This window comes from Methylorubrum zatmanii, assembly GCF_014845115.1.
GTDB classification, from domain to species: domain Bacteria; phylum Pseudomonadota; class Alphaproteobacteria; order Rhizobiales; family Beijerinckiaceae; genus Methylobacterium; species Methylobacterium zatmanii.
Genome location: NZ_NKUI01000041.1, coordinates 44,326 through 64,253 on the forward strand (window position 1 = coordinate 44,326; position 19,928 = coordinate 64,253).

Below are 19,928 nucleotides of genomic sequence, written 5' to 3' on the forward strand. Positions count from 1 at the left end.
CGGCGGGTTCTGGCACCGGCAGCGGCAGCCGGTCAAGCAGGCGGATGAGGCGTTCCCGCTCCCGATCGGGAGCGGGACGGTTCGTCTCGATCAGAAGACCTGTGCGGCGCCTTCGTTCCGGCGCGGCGCGCCGGGCACGCCGGCTTCCGCATCGGCCTTGTCGGCGGCGCGCTTGTCCAGCGCCCGCTCCACCACCTTGGCGAGGCCGACCATGATCTTGTCGAGCTCGTAATCCTTGGGGGTGTAGACCGCGGTGACGCCCATGTTCTTGAGCACCAGCTCGTCCTCGGTGGAAATGATGCCGCCGACGACGACCGGCACGTGGTCGAGGCCGGCTTCGCGCAGCTTGGCCTTCACCTCGCGCACCAGCGGCACGTGGCTGCCGGAGAGAACCGACAGGCCGATGACGTGGGCGCCGCGCTCCTTCGCCTTGGCGACGATCTCGGTCGGCGTCTGGCGGATGCCGTCATAGGTCACGTCGAAGCCGACATCGCGGGCGCGCAGGGCGATCTGCTCGGCGCCGTTGGAATGGCCGTCGAGGCCGGGCTTGCCGACCACGAGCTTCGGCGTCTCACCGAGCCGCTCGCCGAGATCGGCGATGAGCAGGCGGGCCTCCTCCGCCGCGCCGGAGGTCACCGTCTGAAGCGTGACGCCGGTCGGGGCGCGGTATTCGCCGAACACCTCGCGCAGGCGCTGGCCCCATTCGCCGGTGGTCACGCCCGCCTTCGCCGCGGCGATGGAGGGTGGCATGATGTTGGCGCCGGAGCGCGCAGCCTGTTCGAGGTCGGCGAGGGCTTGGCCCACCGCCCGGTCGTCGCGCTTGGCGCGCCATTCGCGGATGCGGGCCTCGGCCTCCATCTCCACCGTCTCCGAGACGGTGAAGATCGCCCCGTCCCCGGAGGTGAGCGGCGAGGGCTCGCCCTGCTGCCACTTGTTGACGCCGACGACGATCTGCTCGCCCTTCTCGATGGCGGAGATGCGCTTGGCGTTCGATTCCACCAGCGCCCGCTTCAGCTCGCCCGCCTCGACCGCCGAGACCGCTCCGCCGAGTTCGGCGATCCGCTTCAGCTCGGCGCGGGTCTGCTCCTTGAGCGCCTCGACGCGGGATTCGATCACCGTCGAGCCGTCGAAGATGTCGTCGTATTCGAGCAGGTCGGTCTCGAAGGCGAGGATCTGCTGCATCCGCATCGACCATTGCTGGTCCCAGGGCCGGGGCAGGCCGAGGGCCTCGTTCCAGGCCGGCAGCTGCACGGCGCGGGCGCGGGCGCGCTTGGACAGGGTCACCGCCAGCATCTCGATCAGGATGCGGTGGACGTTGTTTTCCGGCTGCTGCTCGGTCAGGCCGAGGCTGTTCACCTGCACGCCGTAGCGGAAGATGCGCTTCTTGGCGTCGGTGATGCCGTAGCGCTCCTGGGCGATCTCGTCCCACAGCTCGGCGAAGGCCCGCATCTTGCAGATTTCGGTGATGAACCGCATGCCGGCATTCACGAAGAACGAGATCCGGCTGAAGACGTCGGGGAAGCTCGCCTCGTCGAAATCGGGATCGTTGCGCACCGTGTCGAGCACGGCGATGGCGATGGCCAGCGCGTAGGACAGCTCCTGAACCGGCGTCGCCCCCGCCTCCTGCAGGTGGTAGGAGCAGACATTCATCGGATTCCACTTCGGCACGTTCTTGGTCGTGAACAGGATCACGTCCTTGGTCAGCCGGAGCGAGGGCGCGGGCGGGAACACGTAGGTGCCGCGCGAGAGATATTCCTTGATGATGTCGTTCTGCGTGGTGCCCTGCAGCGCCGAGATCGGCGCGCCCTGTTCCTCGGCCACGGCGAGGTAGAGCGACAACAGCCACGGCGCCGTGGCGTTGATCGTCATCGAGGTGTTCATCTGCGCCAGCGGAATCTGGTCGAACAAGGTCCGCATGTCGCCGAGATGGGCGATCGAGACGCCGACCTTGCCGACCTCGCCGCGGGCGAGTTCGTGATCGGGATCGTAACCGGTCTGCGTCGGCAGGTCGAAGGCGACCGAGAGGCCCGTCTGGCCCTTGGCGAGGTTGCCGCGGTAGAGTTTGTTCGATTCCGTCGCGGTGGAATGGCCCGCATAGGTGCGGATGATCCACGGCTTATCGCGCTTGATCTCGGCGACGCTCCCTTGGGCGCTCATCCCGCTCGACTCCGTATACCAGAATTCGTTGTTTGACGCGCCACGCGCGTCATGTCGGCGGCACCGTAGCGAAGCGGCCGCGCCACGTCATCTGGGAGAAAGGTCGGGGTTGGTGCCTCGAGCGGCTGGAAAAACTTGATACGGCCGTGAAGTGGATTTGCGCCGGCAGATCTGAACCGACGCGAGAGGATGGCGCGCGGCCGGCCTGCCCGCGACGGACGATGTCGCCCCCCGAGGCACCTGCTCAGTTGCCGAATGCGTCACCGGTCGATGCGGATGCCCGGGGTCTCACCGGGACATGGACCACATCGAGCCGGCCACCGCGCGGGACCAGAATCGTCCGCGTCGCCTCGGGACGCGACACGTGGCCGCCGTCGCGAGAGATGCTCGACCAATGCGGAGCGGCGTTCCTCGGCAGGGCGGGCTTGCTGGCGGGCTGAGCAGCCTTGGTTGCACGGGGGCGGTCATGCCCGCCATCGGACTGTGCCGAGGCAGGAAAGGCAGCGGTAGCCAGCATGGCGAGCGAGAGCGCGAGGCAGGATAAAAGACGGGACAAAATATCTCTCCATCACTATCTGATTTTTGCCGTTAACTGAGGCATGAAGCAAAGATAGTTGGCAGATATTTAAGTTAAGTGCGCTTTCGCACGAGCATGTATTCGATAAATAATCCCGTCTTCAGCAGAAATTTTCTTGGGATGATAATGGCGCCTGGAAACGTGTTGCAATCAGGACTTGGGCAAATTTGACCGACCGGCGCCGGAACCGGCGGGCACCCATGGAGCCGTCGTCACACGAGAAAGTGGTCGCGGACCACAGCCTCGAATGGCTCCAACCTTTGCCTCACACGTTGAGCCAGCGAGCGTGCACCGCGCGCAACCGGCGGGCGCTGGGGGCTGCGCCGACGGTGTGACGTTGCATCGAAGCAGGGAGACACAGGCAATGGCGGATCAGAGCCCGCGGCTGACCACGGCTTTCGGGAATCCGGTTTCCGACAACCAGAATTCACTCACGGCCGGTCCGCGCGGACCGGTGCTGATGCAGGATTATCATCTCATCGAGAAGATGGCCCATTTCAACCGGGAGAGGATCCCGGAGCGCGTGGTCCACGCCAAAGGGTACGGCGCCTACGGCACCTTCCGCCTCACCAAGTCGCTCGGTGAGTACACCCGCGCCAAGGTACTGACCGAGGTCGGCAAGGAGGTGCCGATGGTTGCCCGGTTCTCGACCGTGGGCGGCGAATCCGGCTCGGCCGACACCGCCCGCGATCCGCGCGGCTTCGCCCTCAAGTTCTATACCGAGGAAGGCAACTGGGACCTCGTCGGCAACAACACGCCGATCTTCTTCGTGCGCGACGCGATCAAGTTCTCCGACTTCATCCGCACCCAGAAGCGCGACCCGCGCACCCATCTGAAACCCCATTGGCGGCGGTGGGATTTCTGGAGCCTTTCGCCCGAGGCGATCCATCAGGTGATGTTCCTGTACTCGGATCGCGGCACGCCGAAATCGGCGCGGTTCATGAACGGCTACGGCTCGCACACCTTCTCGCTCTGGAACGACAGGGGCGAGCGTTACTGGGTGAAGTTCCACTTCCACACCCAGCAGGGCATCCAGAATTTCTCGGCGGACGAGGCCGACGAGATCGCCGGCAAGGATCCCGATTACTCCGCCGCCGACCTCTCGACGGCCATCGAGAAGGGCGATTTCCCGAAATGGCGGGTCTCGGTCCAGATCATGCCGGAGCTGGAGGCCGACACCTATCGCATCAATCCGTTCGACCTCACCAAGGTCTGGCCGCACGGCGACTATCCGCTGATCGAGATCGGCGAGATGGAGCTGAACCGCAATCCGGACAATTATTTCGCCGAGATCGAGCAATCGGCCTTCGAGCCGTCGAACGTGGTGCCGGGCATCGGCTTCTCGCCGGACAAGATGCTGCAGAACCGGGTGCTCTCCTACGCGGACGCGCATCGCTACCGGCTCGGGGTCAACTATCAGCAGATTCCGGTGAACCAGCCGAGAAACGCGGCCGTGCAGACCTATCATCGCGACGGCGCCATGCGCACCGACGGCAACCACGGCGCCCAGGTCGATTACGAGCCGAATTCCTTCGGCGGACCGAAGCAGGATCCGTCGTTCAGCGAGCCGCCGCTGCGCATCAACGGCGATGCCGGCCGCTACGGCTGGCCGGGCGACGACGAGGATCTCTACGGGCAGCCCCGGCTGTTCTGGACCAAGGTCTTGGACGAGGGCGGTCGCCAGCGGCTCGTCGAGAACATCGTCACCTCCATGGGCGACAGCCCGCGCAACATCCAGGAGCGGATGATCGCCCACTGGTTCAAGGTGCACGAGGATTTCGGCCGCGGCGTCGCCAAAGGCCTCGGCATCGACACGGCTAAGGCCGCTGCCGAGTGATCATCTCAACGTTATTTTGAATACAGGGGCGTCGGCTTTAGCCGGCGCCTCTTTTTTGTGCGTGTAGGACAAAGCCTTGCCTTTTAGACCACTTGGAAGGCTGGAAACATCGTGCTTATAGCGTCTGCCAAGGTCGCGCGGTTCAGTTCGCGTGAGCCAAGGACACGATAGGGAGTGCCACAATGGCTGCAAGCGCAGCGCCGGCCTGGACCGGGCAGACGGCGGAAGCCAAGGACCTTTACGAGCTCGGTGAGATACCGCCGCTGGGTCACGTGCCGGCCAAGATGTATGCCTGGGCGATCCGCCGCGAGCGCCATGGGCCGCCGGAGCAGTCCCACCAGCTCGAAGTGCTGCCGGTCTGGGACATCGGCGACGACGAAGTGTTGGTCTATGTCATGGCCGCCGGCGTGAACTACAACGGCGTCTGGGCCGGCCTCGGTGAGCCGATCTCGCCCTTCGACGTGCACAAGGGCGAGTACCACATCGCCGGTTCGGACGCGTCGGGCATCGTCTGGAAGGTCGGCGCCAAGGTGAAGCGCTGGAAGGTCGGCGACGAGGTCATCGTCCACTGCAATCAGGACGACGGCGACGACGAGGAGTGCAACGGCGGCGATCCGATGTTCTCGCCGACCCAGCGCATCTGGGGTTACGAGACCGGCGACGGCTCCTTCGCCCAGTTCTGCCGGGTGCAGTCGCGCCAGCTCATGGCCCGGCCGAAGCACCTGACCTGGGAAGAGGCGGCCTGCTACACGCTGACGCTCGCCACCGCCTACCGCATGCTGTTCGGTCACCCCCCGCACACCGTGCGTCCGGGCCAGAACGTGCTGATCTGGGGCGCCTCCGGCGGCCTCGGCGTGTTCGGCGTGCAGCTCTGCGCGGCGTCGGGCGCCAACGCCATCGCCGTGATCTCCGACGAGTCGAAGCGCGACTACGTGATGAGCCTCGGCGCCAAGGGCGTCATCAACCGCAAGGACTTCGACTGCTGGGGTCAGCTGCCGAAGGTGAACTCGCCCGAGTACAACACCTGGCTCAAGGAAGCCCGGAAGTTCGGCAAGGCGATCTGGGACATCACCGGCAAGGGCAACGACGTCGACATCGTGTTCGAGCATCCCGGCGAGGCGACCTTCCCGGTCTCGTCGCTGGTGGTGAAGCGCGGCGGCATGGTGGTGTTCTGCGCCGGCACGACCGGCTTCAACATCACCTTCGACGCCCGCTACGTCTGGATGCGCCAGAAGCGGATCCAGGGCTCGCACTTTGCCCACCTCAAGCAGGCTTCGGCCGCCAACCAGTTCGTCATGGACCGGCGGGTCGATCCCTGCATGAGCGAGGTGTTCCCCTGGGACAAGATCCCGGCCGCCCATACCAAGATGTGGAAGAACCAGCACCCGCCGGGCAACATGGCGGTGCTCGTCAACTCGACCCGCGCCGGTCTGCGCACGGTCGAGGATGTGATCGAGGCCGGCCCGCTCAAGGCAATGTGACAGGGCATCCGCTTGATCGGAGCGGGTCGCGTCTCGGCAAGCCCGCGCGGCGTTTGAGCGAAGCCCTAATCCGCCCTCCCGAAGGGATCAACCGGATGGGATATGAGACCGGGCCGGCGGTGGGACCACCCACCGCCGGCCTGCTCCCGAATTGCTGGGGGCCTGCATGGGCCCGCCAAACCCAAAACGCCCGCGCCCCTCGACGAGGCGCGGGCGTTTCTGATTCTGGCACCGCTCCGGCACAGATAAAGAAATTCAGGCCTCTCCGCGGGCCACCATCGCCTCGTATTCGGAGACTTCGAGGCGTCCCTCCTTCGCCACCCGCGCCTTGTCTTCGTCGCTGATGACGTCGCCGGCCAAGTCGAGCCGCTTCCAGGCGGCGAGCGGCGTCTCGCGGTCAGGGCGGGGGACGTACTTGTTCTGCTCCAGCTTCCTGTACTTGTGGATGTAGCGTGGGCAGTTGACCCAGATCTTCGTGACGTCGACCTTCACGAGATATTTCGCCTCGGTGTATTCGGCCATCAGCGGATCGTCGCGCAGCACCGAAGCGTGGCCCTGCACGCGGATGCGGTGCGGCGTCTCGAAATCGATGAACAGCAGGCCGACCTTGGCCTGACCCGCGATGTTGCCGACCGAGTAGAACATCCCGTTGCCATCGAAGCCCGGGAACACCAGGGTCGAACCATCGACCACCTTCACGAAACCGGTCGGGCCACCCTTGTAGGAGACGGTCGGCATGCCGTCGGGATCGACGGTGGACAGGAAGAACATGTCGCGCGAGCCGATGAAGGCAGCCTCGTCCGGCTGGATCGTCTCGTGCACCCAATCCTCATCGAGGCGGACGGCGAGCTTGGTCGTCCCGAATTCCTCTTGGAGAGCGCGGTGCGCCTCCGAATAAAGCGATGCCATCTGCGTCTCCTCCTGGGCCCGTTGTTTCGGACCGCGTCCGGCAGCGTTTAAGGAAAAGGCACGAGGCCGCAACCTCGGCCACGAAAAAGGCCGGTTACGCTCGCGCGAACCGGCCTTTCTGGCTCAATGGTGGAGGCCGAGCACAGCACGGCCTCCGACCCCGAAAAGAATCAGTTCTTGGTCTTGTCGACCAGGGCCTTCTCGGAGATCCACGGCATCATGCCGCGGAGCTTGGCACCGACCTCCTCGATCGGGTGGGCGGCGAGCTTGGCGCGGGTGGCCTTGAACGAGGTCTGGCCGACCTTGTTCTCCAGCATCCAGTTGCGGGTGAAGATGCCCGACTGGATGTCGTTGAGGACGCGCTTCATCTCGGCCTTGGTCTCGGGCGTGACGATGCGCGGGCCGGTGACGTACTCGCCGTACTCGGCGGTGTTCGAGATCGAGTAGTTCATGTTGGCGATGCCGCCCTCGTAGATGAGGTCGACGATCAGCTTCACCTCGTGCAGGCACTCGAAATAGGCCATCTCGGGGGCGTAGCCCGCCTCGACCAGGGTCTCGAAGCCGGCCTTGATCAGCTCGACGAGGCCGCCGCAGAGCACGGCCTGCTCACCGAACAGGTCGGTCTCGCATTCTTCCTTGAAGGTGGTCTCGATGATGCCGGCGCGGCCGCCGCCATTGGCCGAGGCGTAGGAGAGGCCGAGATCGTGGGCATTGCCCGAGGCGTCCTGGGCGATGGCGATCAGGGTCGGCACGCCGCCGCCCTTGAGGTACTCGCCGCGGACGGTGTGGCCCGGGCCCTTCGGGGCGACCATCAGCACGTCGAGGTCCTTGCGCGGCTCGATCAGGTTGAAGTGGACGTTGAGGCCGTGGGCGAACAGGAGCGCGGCGCCCTGCTTCATGTTGCCCTCAAGCGACTCCTTGTAGATGTCGCCCTGCAGCTCGTCGGGGGTGAGCATCATCACCACGTCGCCCCACTTGGCGGCGTCGGCGACGTTCATCACCTTGAAGCCCTCGTGCTCCGCCTTCTTGGCGGTCGCGGAACCCTCGCGCAGGGCGATGACGATGTCCTTCACGCCGGAATCGCGCAGGTTGAGCGCGTGGGCGTGACCCTGGCTGCCGTAGCCGACGATAACGACCTTCTTGCCCTTGATCAGGTTCAGGTCGGCGTCGCGATCGTAATAAACGCGCATGATGTCTTCCTCTCTCGTGTCGGGGGTTGGGTTCAGGGTTTTGCCTGCCCGTACAGGGTCAGGAACTGCTCGACGGCACGGGCCGCGTCGCTCCGGATCCCGGCAGCGTCGAGGTCGAGCGCGTCGCCGAGGAGAAGTCGGATCTGGATATCGCGGCCGACGAGACCGAAGAAAGTCCGAAACGCCGCTTCGCTGTCATCGAAAGCGAGAAGACCTGCCGCGCGGCCGGCCTCAAGCACCGGCTTGACCCGCTCGCCAATGGCGAAGCGACCGTTGGCCAGCACGATGCCGCCGAGGCTGCTCCGGCGCGAGCCGGCATCGGCGATGGCGATGCGGTTGAGCGCGACGGAGGTGGGGCCGGCGATGACCGCGAGCCAACTCTCGGCGAAATCCAGGAGGCTCTCCCGCAGGGTCACCGCATCGAGTCCGTCCACCTCGTCGCGGCCGGCATGGACGCGAGAGGCTTGCCAGCGCACCGTCGCGGTCAGAAGACCGTCACGGTCACCGAACCACTTGTAGAGCGTTTCCTTCGAGCAGCTCGCCCGGCGCGCCACGGCATCCATGGTGAGCGGATCGCCGCCATCGACCATCAAGGCCAGGACGGCATCCAGCACCGCCTGTTGACGCGGAGAGGGCGTCTCGGGCTCTGGCTCGCTGCTGATGAGGGCGCTCGGCTGCATAATCCGGTTGGTGAATCCGTACCGTACCGTACGGTACGCTCACCTAGCCGGTCCGGGCACGCGGAACAAGCAGGGAAACAGCGGAATCCGTCTCGTTCTTTGTCCTCCGACAGGAATCTGTCGCCGACGCAACGAAGCCGCTTTACGAGCGCTCGGGCCCAGCGTATACGGCCCTTCGTCGCCACAGCGACGCCGGTGCCGCCTTCCGCAAGCGACACCGAAGGGTAAGGGTGCGTAGCTCAGCGGGAGAGCATTCGCTTCACACGCGAAGGGTCACAGGTTCGATCCCTGTCGCGCCCACCATCCCCTCATTCATTCCTTCGTCGTCCCAAAGTCGGCTGTCACCCCTCGTCGGGTTTGACCCCGTCGTGTGATCGTGATGGGTTTCGCGCCGATTCTCTGTATCTGAGGGCGCGGGGAAACGTCTTGCCGATTCTGATCATCCTTGCCGCTGTCGTCGCCAGTGTCGTGATCTGGTTGCTGCGGGCGCATTACGCGGTCAAGCAGCTCCAAGAGATAGACAAGGACACCAAAGGGCTTCAGCGCCGGGCGAAATCGACGTTTGAGAGCATCATCGGCACGCCGCTCCAGCGGGTGAACGATGTCCGGCTCGCCGCCGTCATCCTGATGATCCAGATCGTCCGTACGGGGAGCCCTGTGACGGCTTCGGAAAAGACCCGGATCCTGGAATTCATGGAGAACCCCCTGGAGATCCAGGCGATTTCGGCCACTTTCGAGCGGGCATGGCGCTACACCGAGGAGCGGCGCCCGTTCTCCCTGGTCGCCGACCCCTTGCTGCCGCTGCTGCGGGAGAAACTGACCGGCGAGGAGCGGATGCAACTCGTCGACATGTTGGCGAAAGTCGCCTCAGCCCACTCCCCGTTGAGCGAGCTTCAGCAGGAGGCACTGGCGCGGCTCAAGCGCCGACTCGTCGCCGGCGGGCCGGCTCTCGTCGCCAGCCGTGCCGGCAACCACGGATAGGGACACGCTCGTCACGATCAGATAAACAGGCCGCCCCGGAGGGCGGCCCGCACCCGCCTCAGACCCAATCCGGTTGATCCCTTCGGGTGGCGGATTGGGGCTTCGCCCAAACGCCGGGCGGGCTTGCCGACACGCAACCCGCTCCGGTCAAGCGGATCCCGTATCAGAGCGGGATGTTGTCGTGCTTCTTCCAGGGCTGCTCCATCTCCTTGGTGCGCAGCATGCCCAGGGCCCGGGCGATGCGCTTGCGGGTGGAGTGGGGCATGATCACCTCGTCGATATAGCCGCGCTCCGCCGCCACGAAGGGCGAGAGGAAGCGGTCCTCGTACTCCTTGGTGCGCTCGGCGATCTTGCCCTCGTCGCCCATCTCCGCGCGGAAGATGATCTCGACCGCGCCCTTGGCCCCCATCACCGCGATCTGCGCCGTCGGCCACGCATAGTTCAGGTCGGCGCCGACATGCTTGGAGGCCATCACGTCGTAGGCGCCGCCGAAGGCCTTGCGGGTGATGATGGTGACGAGCGGCACCGTCGCTTGGCTATAGGCGAAGAGGAGCTTGGCGCCGTGCTTGATCAGGCCGCCATATTCCTGCGCCGTTCCGGGAAGGAAGCCCGGCACGTCGACGAAGGTGACGATCGGAATCGAGAAGGCGTTGCAGAAGCGTACGAAGCGGGCGGCCTTGCGCGAAGCGTCCGAATCGAGCACGCCGGCCAGCACCAGCGGCTGGTTGGCGACGAAGCCGACCGTACGCCCCTCGATGCGGCCGAAACCGGTGATGATATTGCGGGCATAGGCCGCCTGGATCTCGAAGAAATCGCCCTCGTCGACCACGCGGCGGATCAGCTCGCCCATGTCGTAGGGCTTGTTCGGATTGTCCGGGATCAGGGTGTCGAGCGACTTGTCGAGGCGGTTGACGTCGTCGAAGCTCTCGATCTCCGGCACACCCTCGATGTTGTTGGCGGGGAGGAAGTCGAGCAGGCGGCGGATCTGCAGGATCGCCTCGACATCGTTCTCGAACGAGCCGTCGGCGATGGAGGACTTGCTGGTGTGAACCTTGGCCCCGCCCAGCTCCTCGGCGGTGACGACCTCGTTGGTGACGGTCTTCACCACGTCGGGGCCGGTCACGAACATGTAGCTCGTGTCACGCACCATGAAGATGAAGTCGGTCATGGCCGGAGAATAGACGTCGCCGCCGGCGCAGGGACCCATAATAACGGAAATCTGCGGGATTACGCCCGAGGCGGCCACGTTGCGGCGGAACACTTCGCCATAGCCGCCGAGTGCCGCCACGCCCTCTTGGATGCGGGCGCCACCGGCATCGAAGATGCCGATGATCGGCGCGCGCATCTTCAGCGCCATGTCCTGAACCTTGACGATCTTGGCCGCATGCGCCTCGGAGAGCGAGCCGCCGAACACCGTGAAGTCCTTCGAGAACAGGAAGACCGTGCGGCCGTTCACGGTGCCCCAGCCGGTCACCACGCCGTCGCCGGGGATTTTCTGATTCTCCATGCCGAAATCGGTGGAGCGATGCTGGACGAACATGTCGAACTCTTCGAACGACCCGTGGTCGAGCAGGAGTTCGATGCGCTCGCGCGCCGTGAGCTTGCCGCGCTTGTGCTGAGCCTCGAGCCGCCTCTCCCCGCCGCCGAGACGGGCCTGGGCGCGACGTTCCTCAAGCTTCTCCAGAATATCCTTCATGGTGCTGGCGAGACTCCCTGGCGGTCAAAATCGTTTTTTGAATGCAGGTCAGAGCGTAAACAGCTTGACCTTGCACCGATCGATCGCCCTTAGCACGCGTTTCCGCCCTCGGAAACGGCTCGGGAGAATCCGGCCACTCGTCCTTTCAGGGAAGGCGGTCACGGCCATGCCGCTGGCTCGGCCTCGGAGCGAGTCGCCGGTGGCCCGGCCCGGAGGCCGGAGCCGTTGTTCAAGCCGCCATCGCCGCGGCGGATGCGATCAGCCCTTCTTGACGAGAGGCGTCGGTTCGACCGGTGCGGGCTTGGTCGCGCAGGCAGCCATGCTCAGTGAAAGCACGGCTGCGACAGTCGCAAGGGTGATCCGGCGCGCAGTGATAGAAAAGGTAGGCACGTTCGTCTCCAAAATCGGACAACGCCGAAAGTGAAGGGCACATCGCGGATCCGATAGTGCAATCGAGTAACACTCCAGATTTATAACATTCTGCTATTTTTACTTGGTATAAAAATAAGCAAGCCGTATCGGCACCGCGCAGAACAGCACAATTTCGATGCGCCTCTGCTAGGTCAGACTTTGTGCCACCGAAGCTGCCGCATCGAATTCCATCCGTCGATAGGCGAGCCGCGCCTCCGCCTCGGCGTCGCGCCCCCAGACACCGGCTTGGAAGGCCTCATCGACATGGGCCGCCGCCCACGCTTCGTCCGCGCCGAGACGCCCTTGCAGGACCGCCAAGGCGATGACCAGCGAACCCGTGAGAGTCGTCATCGCGTGCAGAGCTGCGAGGCGGAACGGATCGTCCACAGCTTCCACCGCTACCCGCAAGGCTTCGACCGAGCCCTCCGGCTGCTCCACATGCATGACGCCTTCGGCGAGAAACAGCCGCGCTCCGAGCCGTTCTGCAGCCCAGGCCACCAACGGGTCCCAGGCCGCCGCTTGTTCCGCGACGAGGCGCTCCGGCGTGCCCGCACGGTAGACGATCAGATCCGTGCCGGCATAGGCGGCGAGGTCGGCCGCGACCTCCGCCCGACGATCCACCACGCCGTCGATGGTGGTGTTGACGAGACGGGTCAGCGGCATGGTGCGCGGGTCGATCACCGTTTCCTGTGCCGCCCACTCCGCAGCCAGAGCCTCACCCAGGACGGCGTTCGGCACCGCGAGGGGGCGGCGGCCCGGTGTGTTGGCGCCGCGGCCGTCGAGAACGAGGCGGAAGCCGCCCTCGACCGGGGCGATGCCGGCTTCCGCGTAGAAGCGCTTGGGGAGCGTAGGCGCAGTGCTCGCGCGGGCCGCGCGGATGGGATCCGGGTTCGGATCGTCGCCGGGCTCCCCCAGCCAGTCGCGGGTCACGTCGTCGCCTGAGATGGTCATGTCTTCCAGATAGGATTTCGCGCGCCCGGGTGCGAGCCCGGATCGCGATGCCGCGGTCCTTCTCCCTCAGGAGAAGCCGAGCCGTTCCGTCATCGATCCGGTCCGCGACGCATCGAGCGAGCCGGAGAACAGGTCGCCGAGAGAGGTTGCCGAATCGACCACCGTGACCGCGCCGGCCCCGAACAGGGCGCCGGGCGAATGATAGCCCCAGCCGACGCCGACGGCGGCGACGCCCGCGCCCTTGGCCATCATCATGTCGTAGGTCGTGTCGCCGATCATGATGGTCATCGACGGTTCGGCCCCGGCCTCCCGCATGGCCTGCTGCAGCATCGTCGGATCCGGCTTGGAAGGGGCGTCGTCGGCGGTCTGGATCGTGGCGAACCAGCGGTCCCAGCCGTGCTTGTCGATGAGATGATCGACGCCCCGCCGCGATTTACCGGTGGCGATGCCGAGTTGGATATCCTCCCGGCGATGCAGCCGCTCCACCAGTTCGGCCATGCCGGGAAACAGCGGCTCCTCGTAATCGGGATCGATCCGAAGCGCCTGGAAGGCCTGCCGATAGCTGTGAGACAGCGACTCGATCGGGCCCGCCTCGCCGACGAGGCGCCGGAACGCGTCCGGCAGCGACAGCCCAACGACCGACAGCGCCTCCTTACGCGGCGGCACCGGCAGGTCGTGTTCGGAAAAAGCCCGCCGCTGCGCCTCGACGATCAGGTGCTGACTGTCGACGAGGGTGCCGTCGACATCGAAGACGACGAGCTTCACCACGGGGATAAGGCCTCACGACTCACGGCTTGCGCGCCGGTGCCGCATTCGGGGATGCCCGCCTTTCATAGCCGAGGCGGCAACGGACGAGGAAGCGGCGACGCGCGCCGCCGGAAAGCTTGCGCCGATGCGATTCGCGGTTGCACGCGGCGTAGGAGGAGCGCCGCCGCCGCTCGGCCGCGCGCTGGCCCGGATTCTGGGGCCGCTGCGCGACCGCATTCGGCTGAGCCGGGGCGGGGGTGGACGTCTGCGGCTGCGGCTGCGGCTGGGCCGGCGCTCCCGGCGGAGGAGCTGCCCCGGCCGGCGCTGCGGCGCAGCACAGGCCGATGAGCGCGACGGACACCAGCGTGACGGTCCTCATGGGATCCTGACCTCGTTGCAGCGGCATCGTTGTGAGCGGGCGGATAAGACCATCTCGCCGGCTCCCCGTCCACGCGACAGGCTTACCCCTCGACAGCTATGGCGGAGAATCGTTTTTCCGAGACGGGCCTCGCTTTCGTGAAGCAGGGCCCGAGCCGGATCACGCTTCGGGTGCCTCGACGATCGGATCGTAGCGCGCGGCGTCGAAACCGAGCAGGTTCCAGCTCTGCGCCATGTGCGGCGGCAGCGGTGCGCTGACATCGACAGGTTGGCCGGTGCGGGGATGCGGGATCACGATGCGGCGGGCCAAGAGGTGCAGCCGGTTCTGGATCCCGCCGGGCAGCTCCCAGTTCTCCACGTCGAAATATTTCGGATCGCCCACGATCGGATGGCCGATGTGCGCGGCATGGGCCCGGAGCTGGTGCGTGCGGCCCGTCACCGGCTTCAGTGAGAGCCAAGCGAGCTTCTGCGCCGCCTGATCGACGGTGGCGTAATAGGTCAGGGCGTGGCTCGCCCCGTCGTCGCCGTGCTTGGCGACCCGCATCCGCGCATCGGCATCCGTCGGCTCGTCCTTGACGAGATAGGTCGAGACCCGGCCCTGGCGGGTGCGCGGCACCCCCGCCACCAGCGCCCAGTAGATCTTGCGCGCGGCGCGCGACCGGAAGCTCTTGGCCAGGGTCGCGGCGGCGAGCCGGGTCTTGGCGATGATGAGGCAGCCGGCAGTGTCTTTGTCCAGGCGGTGGACGAGGCGCGGGCGCTGCCCGTCCGGGCCGGTCAGAGCCTCCAGCAAGCCATCGACGTGGCGCACGGTGCCGGATCCGCCCTGCACGGCGAGGCCGAACGGCTTGTTGAGAATCATCATGTCCGCATCCTCGTAGAGGATCAGCGAACGGAGGAATTCGGCATCCCCGGCGACCTTGTTCGGGCTGCGCGGGCGGTCGGTGGGCTGGTCGAGCTTGAGCGGCGGCACCCGCACGCTCGAACCCGGCTCCAGGCGGTCGCTCGGCTTGGCCCGCTTGCCATCGACCCGCAGCTCGCCCTTGCGAACGATACTCTGCACGCGGGTGAAGGGCAGCTGGGGAAAACGCGCGCCTAAGAAACGGTCGATCCGCATCCCGGCCTCGTCCGGGGACACGGTCAGCGTCTGCACGCCGCTCGCCAGGGTGGCGGAGGCGGCCTCGCGCTGCTCCCGGCGCGTCGGCCCGGACGGGGCAGCCTCGGCCGGCGGCGCTTTGGCCCGCGCTGCCGTCTCCGCAGGCGGTTTGGTGCGTGCGCGCGGTGCTGCGGCCGCCGGCTTCGGCGCGGCGGGCTTCGACGCACGCTTCGGACGCGGCGCGTTGTCCTGAGCCTCGACATCGGCCCAGGGCGAGCGCTCGCCGGCCTCCTCGCCGCGATTGCGGGCGGCGCGCTGCGCGGCATCGAGGGCGGAGCTGCGCGGGCCGGTGCCGGGCCGCTTCGAAAAGCCGCCGGGCTTCGGCCCGCCGGGCCCGCGTCTGGCACCGGATCCGCGATGTGGAGGACGTCCCTTCATGCCCCGCTGCTATCATCCTGAGATGACGGCGCAAAGCGCCGCGATCGATTGCTCGCGAAATCTCCTGTCGGGTTCACCGCCCGATGGCGCGAGCTGCCGGGGCCGGCTGGGTCGCCGTCGCGTCCCCAAGCTCCGCGATGCCCGCCTTCCGCGTCAGCCCGCGAGCCGGGCCGCTTCGAGGGTGAGCCCGAGCCCGACGGAGCCGAAGGTGTCGCCATCGACGACCCGGGCCGACGGGACGCAGGCGGTGAGGGCCGCACGGACATGGGGCAGGCCGGTGGAGCCGCCGGTGAGGAACAGGGCGTCGATGCGTTCGGGCGAGAGGCCGGCCTGATCGAGACACCGCCCGATCCGCTGGGACATGCGCCGCGCCAGATCGTTGGTATGCCCGGCGAGCCGAGTCCGGTCCAGGCCGGCCGAGAGGCCCGGCTCGACCCAATCGAGATCCACCGTACCGGTGCCTTCGTCGGAGGCAGCGATCTTGGCGCCCTCGACGGCCATCGCCAGCGAATGCCCGCGTTCCGCCTCCACCACCGTGCGCAGCCGCGAGACCAGCTCGGGCCGGGCCGCGTCGCGCACCACCTCGTCGATCTCCCGCAGGGTCTTCGGATTGTAGAGGCGGTTGATGCTCGACCACGTGGCGAGGTCGTGGAAATAGGCGTTCGGCACCGCGAGATCCGCCCGCTTCATCGGGCTGCCGAGGCCGAGCAGCGGCATCACCGCGCCAAGGCTGAGAGTGCGGTCGAAATCGGTGCCGCCGATGCGCACGCCGTCATTGGCGAGGATGTCCTCGGCCCGCTCGTCGCGGCTATGCCGCTCGGGCGAGAGCCGCACGATCGAGAAGTCCGAGGTGCCGCCGCCGATATCGGCGATCAGCGCGATTTCCTCGCTGGTGACCGTCCGCTCGTAGTCGAGGGCCGCGGCGATGGGCTCATACTGGAAGCGCACGTGGCGGAAACCGATGCTTTCGGCGATCTGGCGGAGGGTGTCCTCCGCCTTGCGGTCGCCAGCCGGATCGTTGTCGACGAAATGCACCGGGCGGCCATGCACCACCGTATCGAGGTCCGTGCCGGCCTCGGCCTCGCCGCGTGCCTTCACCATCGTCAGGTAGCGGGCGATCACATCGCGGAAGCGGATGCGCTCGCGGCCGACCGGCGTGGTCTCCTCGATCAGCGGCGAGCCGAGCACGGATTTCAGCGCCCGCATCAGCCGGCCGGGCGTCCCCTCGACATAGGCCTCGATGGCGGCGCGGCCGATCTGGGCCTCCCGTCCGGGCGCGAAGAAGATCGCGCTCGGCAGGGTGCGGTGGGTGCCCTCGAGCGGGACCAGATGCGGGCGGCCGACGGTGCCGATCCCGAGGGTAGTGTTGGACGTGCCGAAATCGAGGCCGCAGGCCGCCATGGGGAGGGTGTCGCTTGGTTCTGCCGGGGGGAGGGCGGCCCCGTTAAGGCGCCCGGACGGCCAAGGCAATCCCCAAACGCCGCATGCCCCCCGCCGCGTCAGGCCTCGCCGAGATAGCGCCGCCGCAGGTGATTGAGGAAATCGGCCGTGTCGAGCGGCCGGCCGGTCGCGGCGGTGAGCAGGTCGTCCGTCTCCAACAGGCTGCCCCGGGCGTGGACGTTCTCCCGCAGCCATCCGCGCAGCTGCGAGAAGTCGCCCTCGGCCAAAGCCGGGCGGATGCCCGGATGCCGGGACGTGGCGGCCGCGAAGAGCTGCGCGGCGGCGATCGCCCCCAGCGTATAGGTCGGGAAGTAACCGAAGCTGCCGCCGGGCCAGTGGATGTCCTGAAGGCAACCGCGCCGGTCGTCGGGCACGGTGAGCCCCAGCAGCTCCTTCATCCCCTCGTTGAAGGCGCCCGGCAGATCGGCCACCGCGAGATCACCCGCGATCATCGCCGTCTCGAGGCGGTAGCGCAGCAGGATATGGGCGGGGTAGGTCACCTCGTCGGCATCGACCCGGATGAAGCCCGGCTCGACCCGGGTGTAGAGGCGGTGGAGGTTCCGCGCCTCCCAGGCCGGCCCCTCGCCGCCGAACGCCTCACGCAGGACCGGCGCGAGGAAGGTGCAGAACTCTCTGGAGCGGCAGGCCTGCATCTCGACCAGAAGCGATTGGCTCTCGTGCAGGCTCATGCCCCGGGCCTGCCCCACCGGCTGATGGCGCCAGGCGGCCGGACGACCCTGCTCGTAGAGCGCATGACCGGTCTCGTGCAGCACGCCCATCAGCGCGCCGGTGGCACTCGCCTCGTCGTAGCGGGTGGTGATGCGCACATCGTCGGTGGCTCCGCCGCAGAACGGGTGCAGGCTGACATCGAGACGCCCGCGCTCGAAATCGAACCCGACCGCCCGCATCAGCCGCAGGCCGATCTCCCGCTGGATGCCGACCGGGAACGGACCCGGCAGGGGCAGGGGAGGGGCCTCCGCCGCCTGCCGTTCCCGCACCGCGACGACGAGATCCGGCAACACGGCGCGCAGCTCCGCGAACAACGGGTCGATGCGCGCCCGGCGCATGCCGGGATCGTAACCGTCGAGAAGCGCATCGTAGGAGTCGAGCCCCAGAGCGGTGCCCTTGGCTTCCCCGACCAGACGCTGCAGCCGCAGCACCTCCTCCAGATGCGGACGCAGCCGCGCGAAGTCGGAATCGCGCCGGGCGTCCCGCCAGACCATCTCGCACCGCGTGGCCGCCTTCGACGCCGCCGCCACGAGGTCGCCCGGCACGGCGGCCGCATGCGCGTAAGCCCGGCGCATCTCCTGCAGGTTCGCCCGCTCCCACTCACCGAGCTCACCCTCGGCCTCGGCGGCCGCGAGGCGTTCGCCGGTGCGGGGATCGGTCAGGATCTCGTGGGCGAGAACCTTCAGCACGGCCAGCTGCTCACCGCGAGCCTCCGACGCGCCGTCCGGCATCTGGGTCTGGGTATCCCAGCCGAGGATGCCGCTTGCGTCCTCCAGGGCGCCGAGGCGAGCGAAGGTGGCGGCGAGCGTGGTGTAGGCTTGCATGGTCGGTGAGGGTCCTTCCCAGTGTCGTCGGAGCGGAGCGCGGAGACTATTCTTCGCCCTGCCTCTCGCGCCGCAGCCGCTCCCAATAGGCGAGCCGCTCGGCGTAGCGCGTCTCCATGCCCCGGTCGGTCGGCTCGTAGAAGTGCTGACGCCCGAGTGCTTCGGGCCAGTAATCCTGGCCGGAGAAGGCGTCGGGCTCGTCATGGTCGTAGCGGTACCCCTCGCCGTAGCCGATCCGCTTCATCAACCCCGTGGGGGCGTTGAGGATGGTGCGCGGCGGGGCGAGCGACCCGGCGGCCTTGGCGACCCGCGTCGCCGCCTTGTAGGCGGTGTAGACCGCATTCGATTTCGGGGCGCAGGCTAGATAGACCGTGACCTGAGCCAGGGCCAACTCCCCCTCGGGCGAACCGAGGAAGTCGAAAGCCTCCTTCGCGGCGTTGGCGACGACGAGAGCCTGGGGGTCGGCCAGCCCGATATCCTCCACCGCCATCCGCACGAGGCGCCGGGCGATGAACAGCCGGTCCTCGCCCGCATCGAGCATGCGGCAGAGATAGTAGAGCGCAGCGTCAGGGTCGGACCCGCGCACGGTCTTATGCAGCGCCGAGATGAGGTTGTAGTGTCCTTCCTGGGCCTTGTCGTAGATCGGTGCCCGGCGCTGGACGAGGGTCTGAAGCTTCTCCGCGTCGAGGATCTCCCCCGGCCGGGCCGAGCGCCAGACTTCTTCCGCGAGTGTGAGAGCCGCCCGCCCATCCCCATCGGCCATGCGGACCAACGCGGCACGCGCCTCTTCGTCGAGGGGGAGAGGGTGCTCCTCCAGCTCCTCGGCGCGGGTCAGCAACCGGGCGAGCGCGCTCGCATCGAGGGCGCGGAACAGCAGCACCCGAGCCCGTGAGAGCAGGGCGGCGTTGAGTTCGAAGGAGGGGTTTTCCGTCGTCGCCCCGACGAGGGTGACAGTCCCGTCCTCCATCACCGGCAGAAAGGCATCGAGCTGCGCCCGGTTGAAGCGGTGGATCTCGTCGACGAAGAGCAGTGTGCCCTGGCCCGTCGATCGCCGCTTGCGCGCCGCTTCGAACACCTTTCGCAGATCGGCGATGCCGGAGAAGATGGCGGAGATCTGCTCGAAATGCAGCGCGGTCTCGTGGGCAAGCAACCGAGCCACGGTGGTCTTCCCGGTGCCGGGCGGCCCCCAGAACACCAGCGAGCCGAGGGAGCGCGAAGCGAGCAGGCGCGTGAGCGCACCGTCCGGACCCGTCAGGTGCTCCTGACCGACGACCTCGGAGAGGCGGCGAGGGCGCAAGCGATCCGCGAGCGGGCGGGGCGCGCCCGTCTCAAGACCGGCGGAGGCGAACAGGTCGGACATGCGTGGCATCAACACCGCAGCCCCGCCCGTCCGCAAGAGCCCATCCCTC

15 protein-coding genes and 1 tRNA gene are annotated in these 19,928 nt (G+C 67.1%); 4 read left to right on the forward strand and 12 right to left on the reverse strand.

The annotated features are described in order from the left end of the window. Positions 1-90 precede the first annotated feature (90 nt). Positions 91-2,157, reverse strand: coding sequence for a protein meaA (locus MZTS_RS05375; RefSeq protein WP_192282363.1), 2,067 nt, complete (start codon positions 2,155-2,157; stop codon positions 91-93). Positions 2,158-3,098: 941 nt separating this feature from the next. On the opposite strand from MZTS_RS05375, the gene MZTS_RS05380 reads away from it, so the two are divergent. Together MZTS_RS05380 and ccrA are read left to right on the forward strand one after the other, a co-directional pair. Further along, a complete protein-coding gene (locus MZTS_RS05380; protein WP_192282365.1) occupies positions 3,099-4,571 on the forward strand; it encodes a catalase in 1,473 nt (490 codons plus the stop codon). Between the two features lie 182 nt (positions 4,572-4,753). Beyond that, a complete protein-coding gene (ccrA, locus tag MZTS_RS05385; protein WP_192282367.1) occupies positions 4,754-6,052 on the forward strand; it encodes a crotonyl-CoA carboxylase/reductase in 1,299 nt (432 codons plus the stop codon). Between the two features lie 255 nt (positions 6,053-6,307). Here ccrA and MZTS_RS05390 read toward each other — a convergent pair whose 3' ends face one another. The 3 genes from MZTS_RS05390 to MZTS_RS05400 all read right to left on the reverse strand — a co-directional run bounded on the left by MZTS_RS05390 (position 6,308) and on the right by MZTS_RS05400 (position 8,831). Continuing rightward, complete coding sequence (locus MZTS_RS05390; RefSeq protein WP_192282369.1) at positions 6,308-6,961, reverse strand: pyridoxamine 5'-phosphate oxidase family protein; 654 nt, start codon at positions 6,959-6,961, stop codon at positions 6,308-6,310. A 170-nt stretch (positions 6,962-7,131) separates the two neighbouring features. Next, the gene (gene ilvC / locus MZTS_RS05395; protein WP_012452298.1) at positions 7,132-8,151 is read right to left on the reverse strand and encodes a ketol-acid reductoisomerase; all 1,020 of its coding nucleotides are present in this window, start codon (positions 8,149-8,151) and stop codon (positions 7,132-7,134) included. 32 nt (positions 8,152-8,183) lie between these two features. After that, on the reverse strand, positions 8,184-8,831 hold the full coding sequence (locus MZTS_RS05400; protein WP_009862478.1) for a TetR/AcrR family transcriptional regulator: 648 nt from the start codon (positions 8,829-8,831) through the stop codon (positions 8,184-8,186). Between the two features lie 228 nt (positions 8,832-9,059). On the opposite strand from MZTS_RS05400, the gene MZTS_RS05405 reads away from it, so the two are divergent. After that, positions 9,060-9,134 (forward strand) — tRNA-Val (locus MZTS_RS05405). A 123-nt stretch (positions 9,135-9,257) separates the two neighbouring features. Further along, positions 9,258-9,812: a tellurite resistance TerB family protein gene (locus tag MZTS_RS05410; protein WP_009863509.1), complete on the forward strand. Its 555-nt coding sequence runs from the start codon at positions 9,258-9,260 to the stop codon at positions 9,810-9,812. A 163-nt stretch (positions 9,813-9,975) separates the two neighbouring features. On the opposite strand, the gene MZTS_RS05415 is transcribed toward MZTS_RS05410, so the two are convergent. From MZTS_RS05415 to MZTS_RS05450, 8 genes are all read right to left on the reverse strand, one after another. Beyond that, positions 9,976-11,508, reverse strand: a complete 1,533-nt coding sequence (locus MZTS_RS05415) for an acyl-CoA carboxylase subunit beta (protein WP_192282372.1) — start codon at positions 11,506-11,508, stop codon at positions 9,976-9,978. Between the two features lie 558 nt (positions 11,509-12,066). After that, positions 12,067-12,870: an ATP12 family chaperone protein gene (locus tag MZTS_RS05420; RefSeq protein ID WP_192282374.1), complete on the reverse strand. Its 804-nt coding sequence runs from the start codon at positions 12,868-12,870 to the stop codon at positions 12,067-12,069. A gap of 66 nt (positions 12,871-12,936) precedes the next feature. Continuing rightward, a complete protein-coding gene (locus MZTS_RS05425) occupies positions 12,937-13,638 on the reverse strand; it encodes an HAD-IA family hydrolase (protein WP_009866812.1) in 702 nt (233 codons plus the stop codon). Positions 13,639-13,657: 19 nt separating this feature from the next. Next, positions 13,658-13,996 carry a hypothetical protein gene (locus tag MZTS_RS05430; RefSeq protein WP_009866813.1) on the reverse strand — a complete coding sequence of 113 codons (339 nt, stop codon included), beginning with the start codon at positions 13,994-13,996 and terminating at the stop codon, positions 13,658-13,660. Between the two features lie 159 nt (positions 13,997-14,155). After that, positions 14,156-15,526, reverse strand: a complete 1,371-nt coding sequence (locus tag MZTS_RS05435) for an RluA family pseudouridine synthase (RefSeq protein ID WP_009866814.1) — start codon at positions 15,524-15,526, stop codon at positions 14,156-14,158. A 153-nt stretch (positions 15,527-15,679) separates the two neighbouring features. Continuing rightward, a complete protein-coding gene (locus MZTS_RS05440; protein ID WP_192282376.1) occupies positions 15,680-16,927 on the reverse strand; it encodes an Hsp70 family protein in 1,248 nt (415 codons plus the stop codon). Between the two features lie 98 nt (positions 16,928-17,025). After that, positions 17,026-18,519, reverse strand: coding sequence for a carboxypeptidase M32 (locus tag MZTS_RS05445; RefSeq protein ID WP_192282378.1), 1,494 nt, complete (start codon positions 18,517-18,519; stop codon positions 17,026-17,028). A 46-nt stretch (positions 18,520-18,565) separates the two neighbouring features. Then, on the reverse strand, positions 18,566-19,879 hold the full coding sequence (locus MZTS_RS05450) for a replication-associated recombination protein A (RefSeq protein WP_192282380.1): 1,314 nt from the start codon (positions 19,877-19,879) through the stop codon (positions 18,566-18,568). Between the last annotated feature and the right edge of the window lie 49 nt (positions 19,880-19,928).

What these genes read in the sequence shown, in the direction of transcription:
- MZTS_RS05375 (WP_192282363.1), bottom strand. Translation starts at nt 2,157, where the DNA reads ATGAGCGCCCAAGGGAGCGTCGCCGAGATCAAGCGCGATAAGCCGTGG.
- MZTS_RS05380 (WP_192282365.1), top strand. Translation starts at nt 3,099, where the DNA reads ATGGCGGATCAGAGCCCGCGGCTGACCACGGCTTTCGGGAATCCGGTT.
- ccrA (WP_192282367.1), top strand. Translation starts at nt 4,754, where the DNA reads ATGGCTGCAAGCGCAGCGCCGGCCTGGACCGGGCAGACGGCGGAAGCC.
- MZTS_RS05390 (WP_192282369.1), bottom strand. Translation starts at nt 6,961, where the DNA reads ATGGCATCGCTTTATTCGGAGGCGCACCGCGCTCTCCAAGAGGAATTC.
- ilvC (WP_012452298.1), bottom strand. Translation starts at nt 8,151, where the DNA reads ATGCGCGTTTATTACGATCGCGACGCCGACCTGAACCTGATCAAGGGC.
- MZTS_RS05400 (WP_009862478.1), bottom strand. Translation starts at nt 8,831, where the DNA reads ATGCAGCCGAGCGCCCTCATCAGCAGCGAGCCAGAGCCCGAGACGCCC.
- MZTS_RS05415 (WP_192282372.1), bottom strand. Translation starts at nt 11,508, where the DNA reads ATGAAGGATATTCTGGAGAAGCTTGAGGAACGTCGCGCCCAGGCCCGT.
- MZTS_RS05420 (WP_192282374.1), bottom strand. Translation starts at nt 12,870, where the DNA reads ATGACCATCTCAGGCGACGACGTGACCCGCGACTGGCTGGGGGAGCCC.
- MZTS_RS05430 (WP_009866813.1), bottom strand. Translation starts at nt 13,996, where the DNA reads ATGAGGACCGTCACGCTGGTGTCCGTCGCGCTCATCGGCCTGTGCTGC.
- MZTS_RS05435 (WP_009866814.1), bottom strand. Translation starts at nt 15,526, where the DNA reads ATGAAGGGACGTCCTCCACATCGCGGATCCGGTGCCAGACGCGGGCCC.
- MZTS_RS05440 (WP_192282376.1), bottom strand. Translation starts at nt 16,927, where the DNA reads ATGGCGGCCTGCGGCCTCGATTTCGGCACGTCCAACACTACCCTCGGG.
- MZTS_RS05445 (WP_192282378.1), bottom strand. Translation starts at nt 18,519, where the DNA reads ATGCAAGCCTACACCACGCTCGCCGCCACCTTCGCTCGCCTCGGCGCC.
- MZTS_RS05450 (WP_192282380.1), bottom strand. Translation starts at nt 19,879, where the DNA reads ATGTCCGACCTGTTCGCCTCCGCCGGTCTTGAGACGGGCGCGCCCCGC.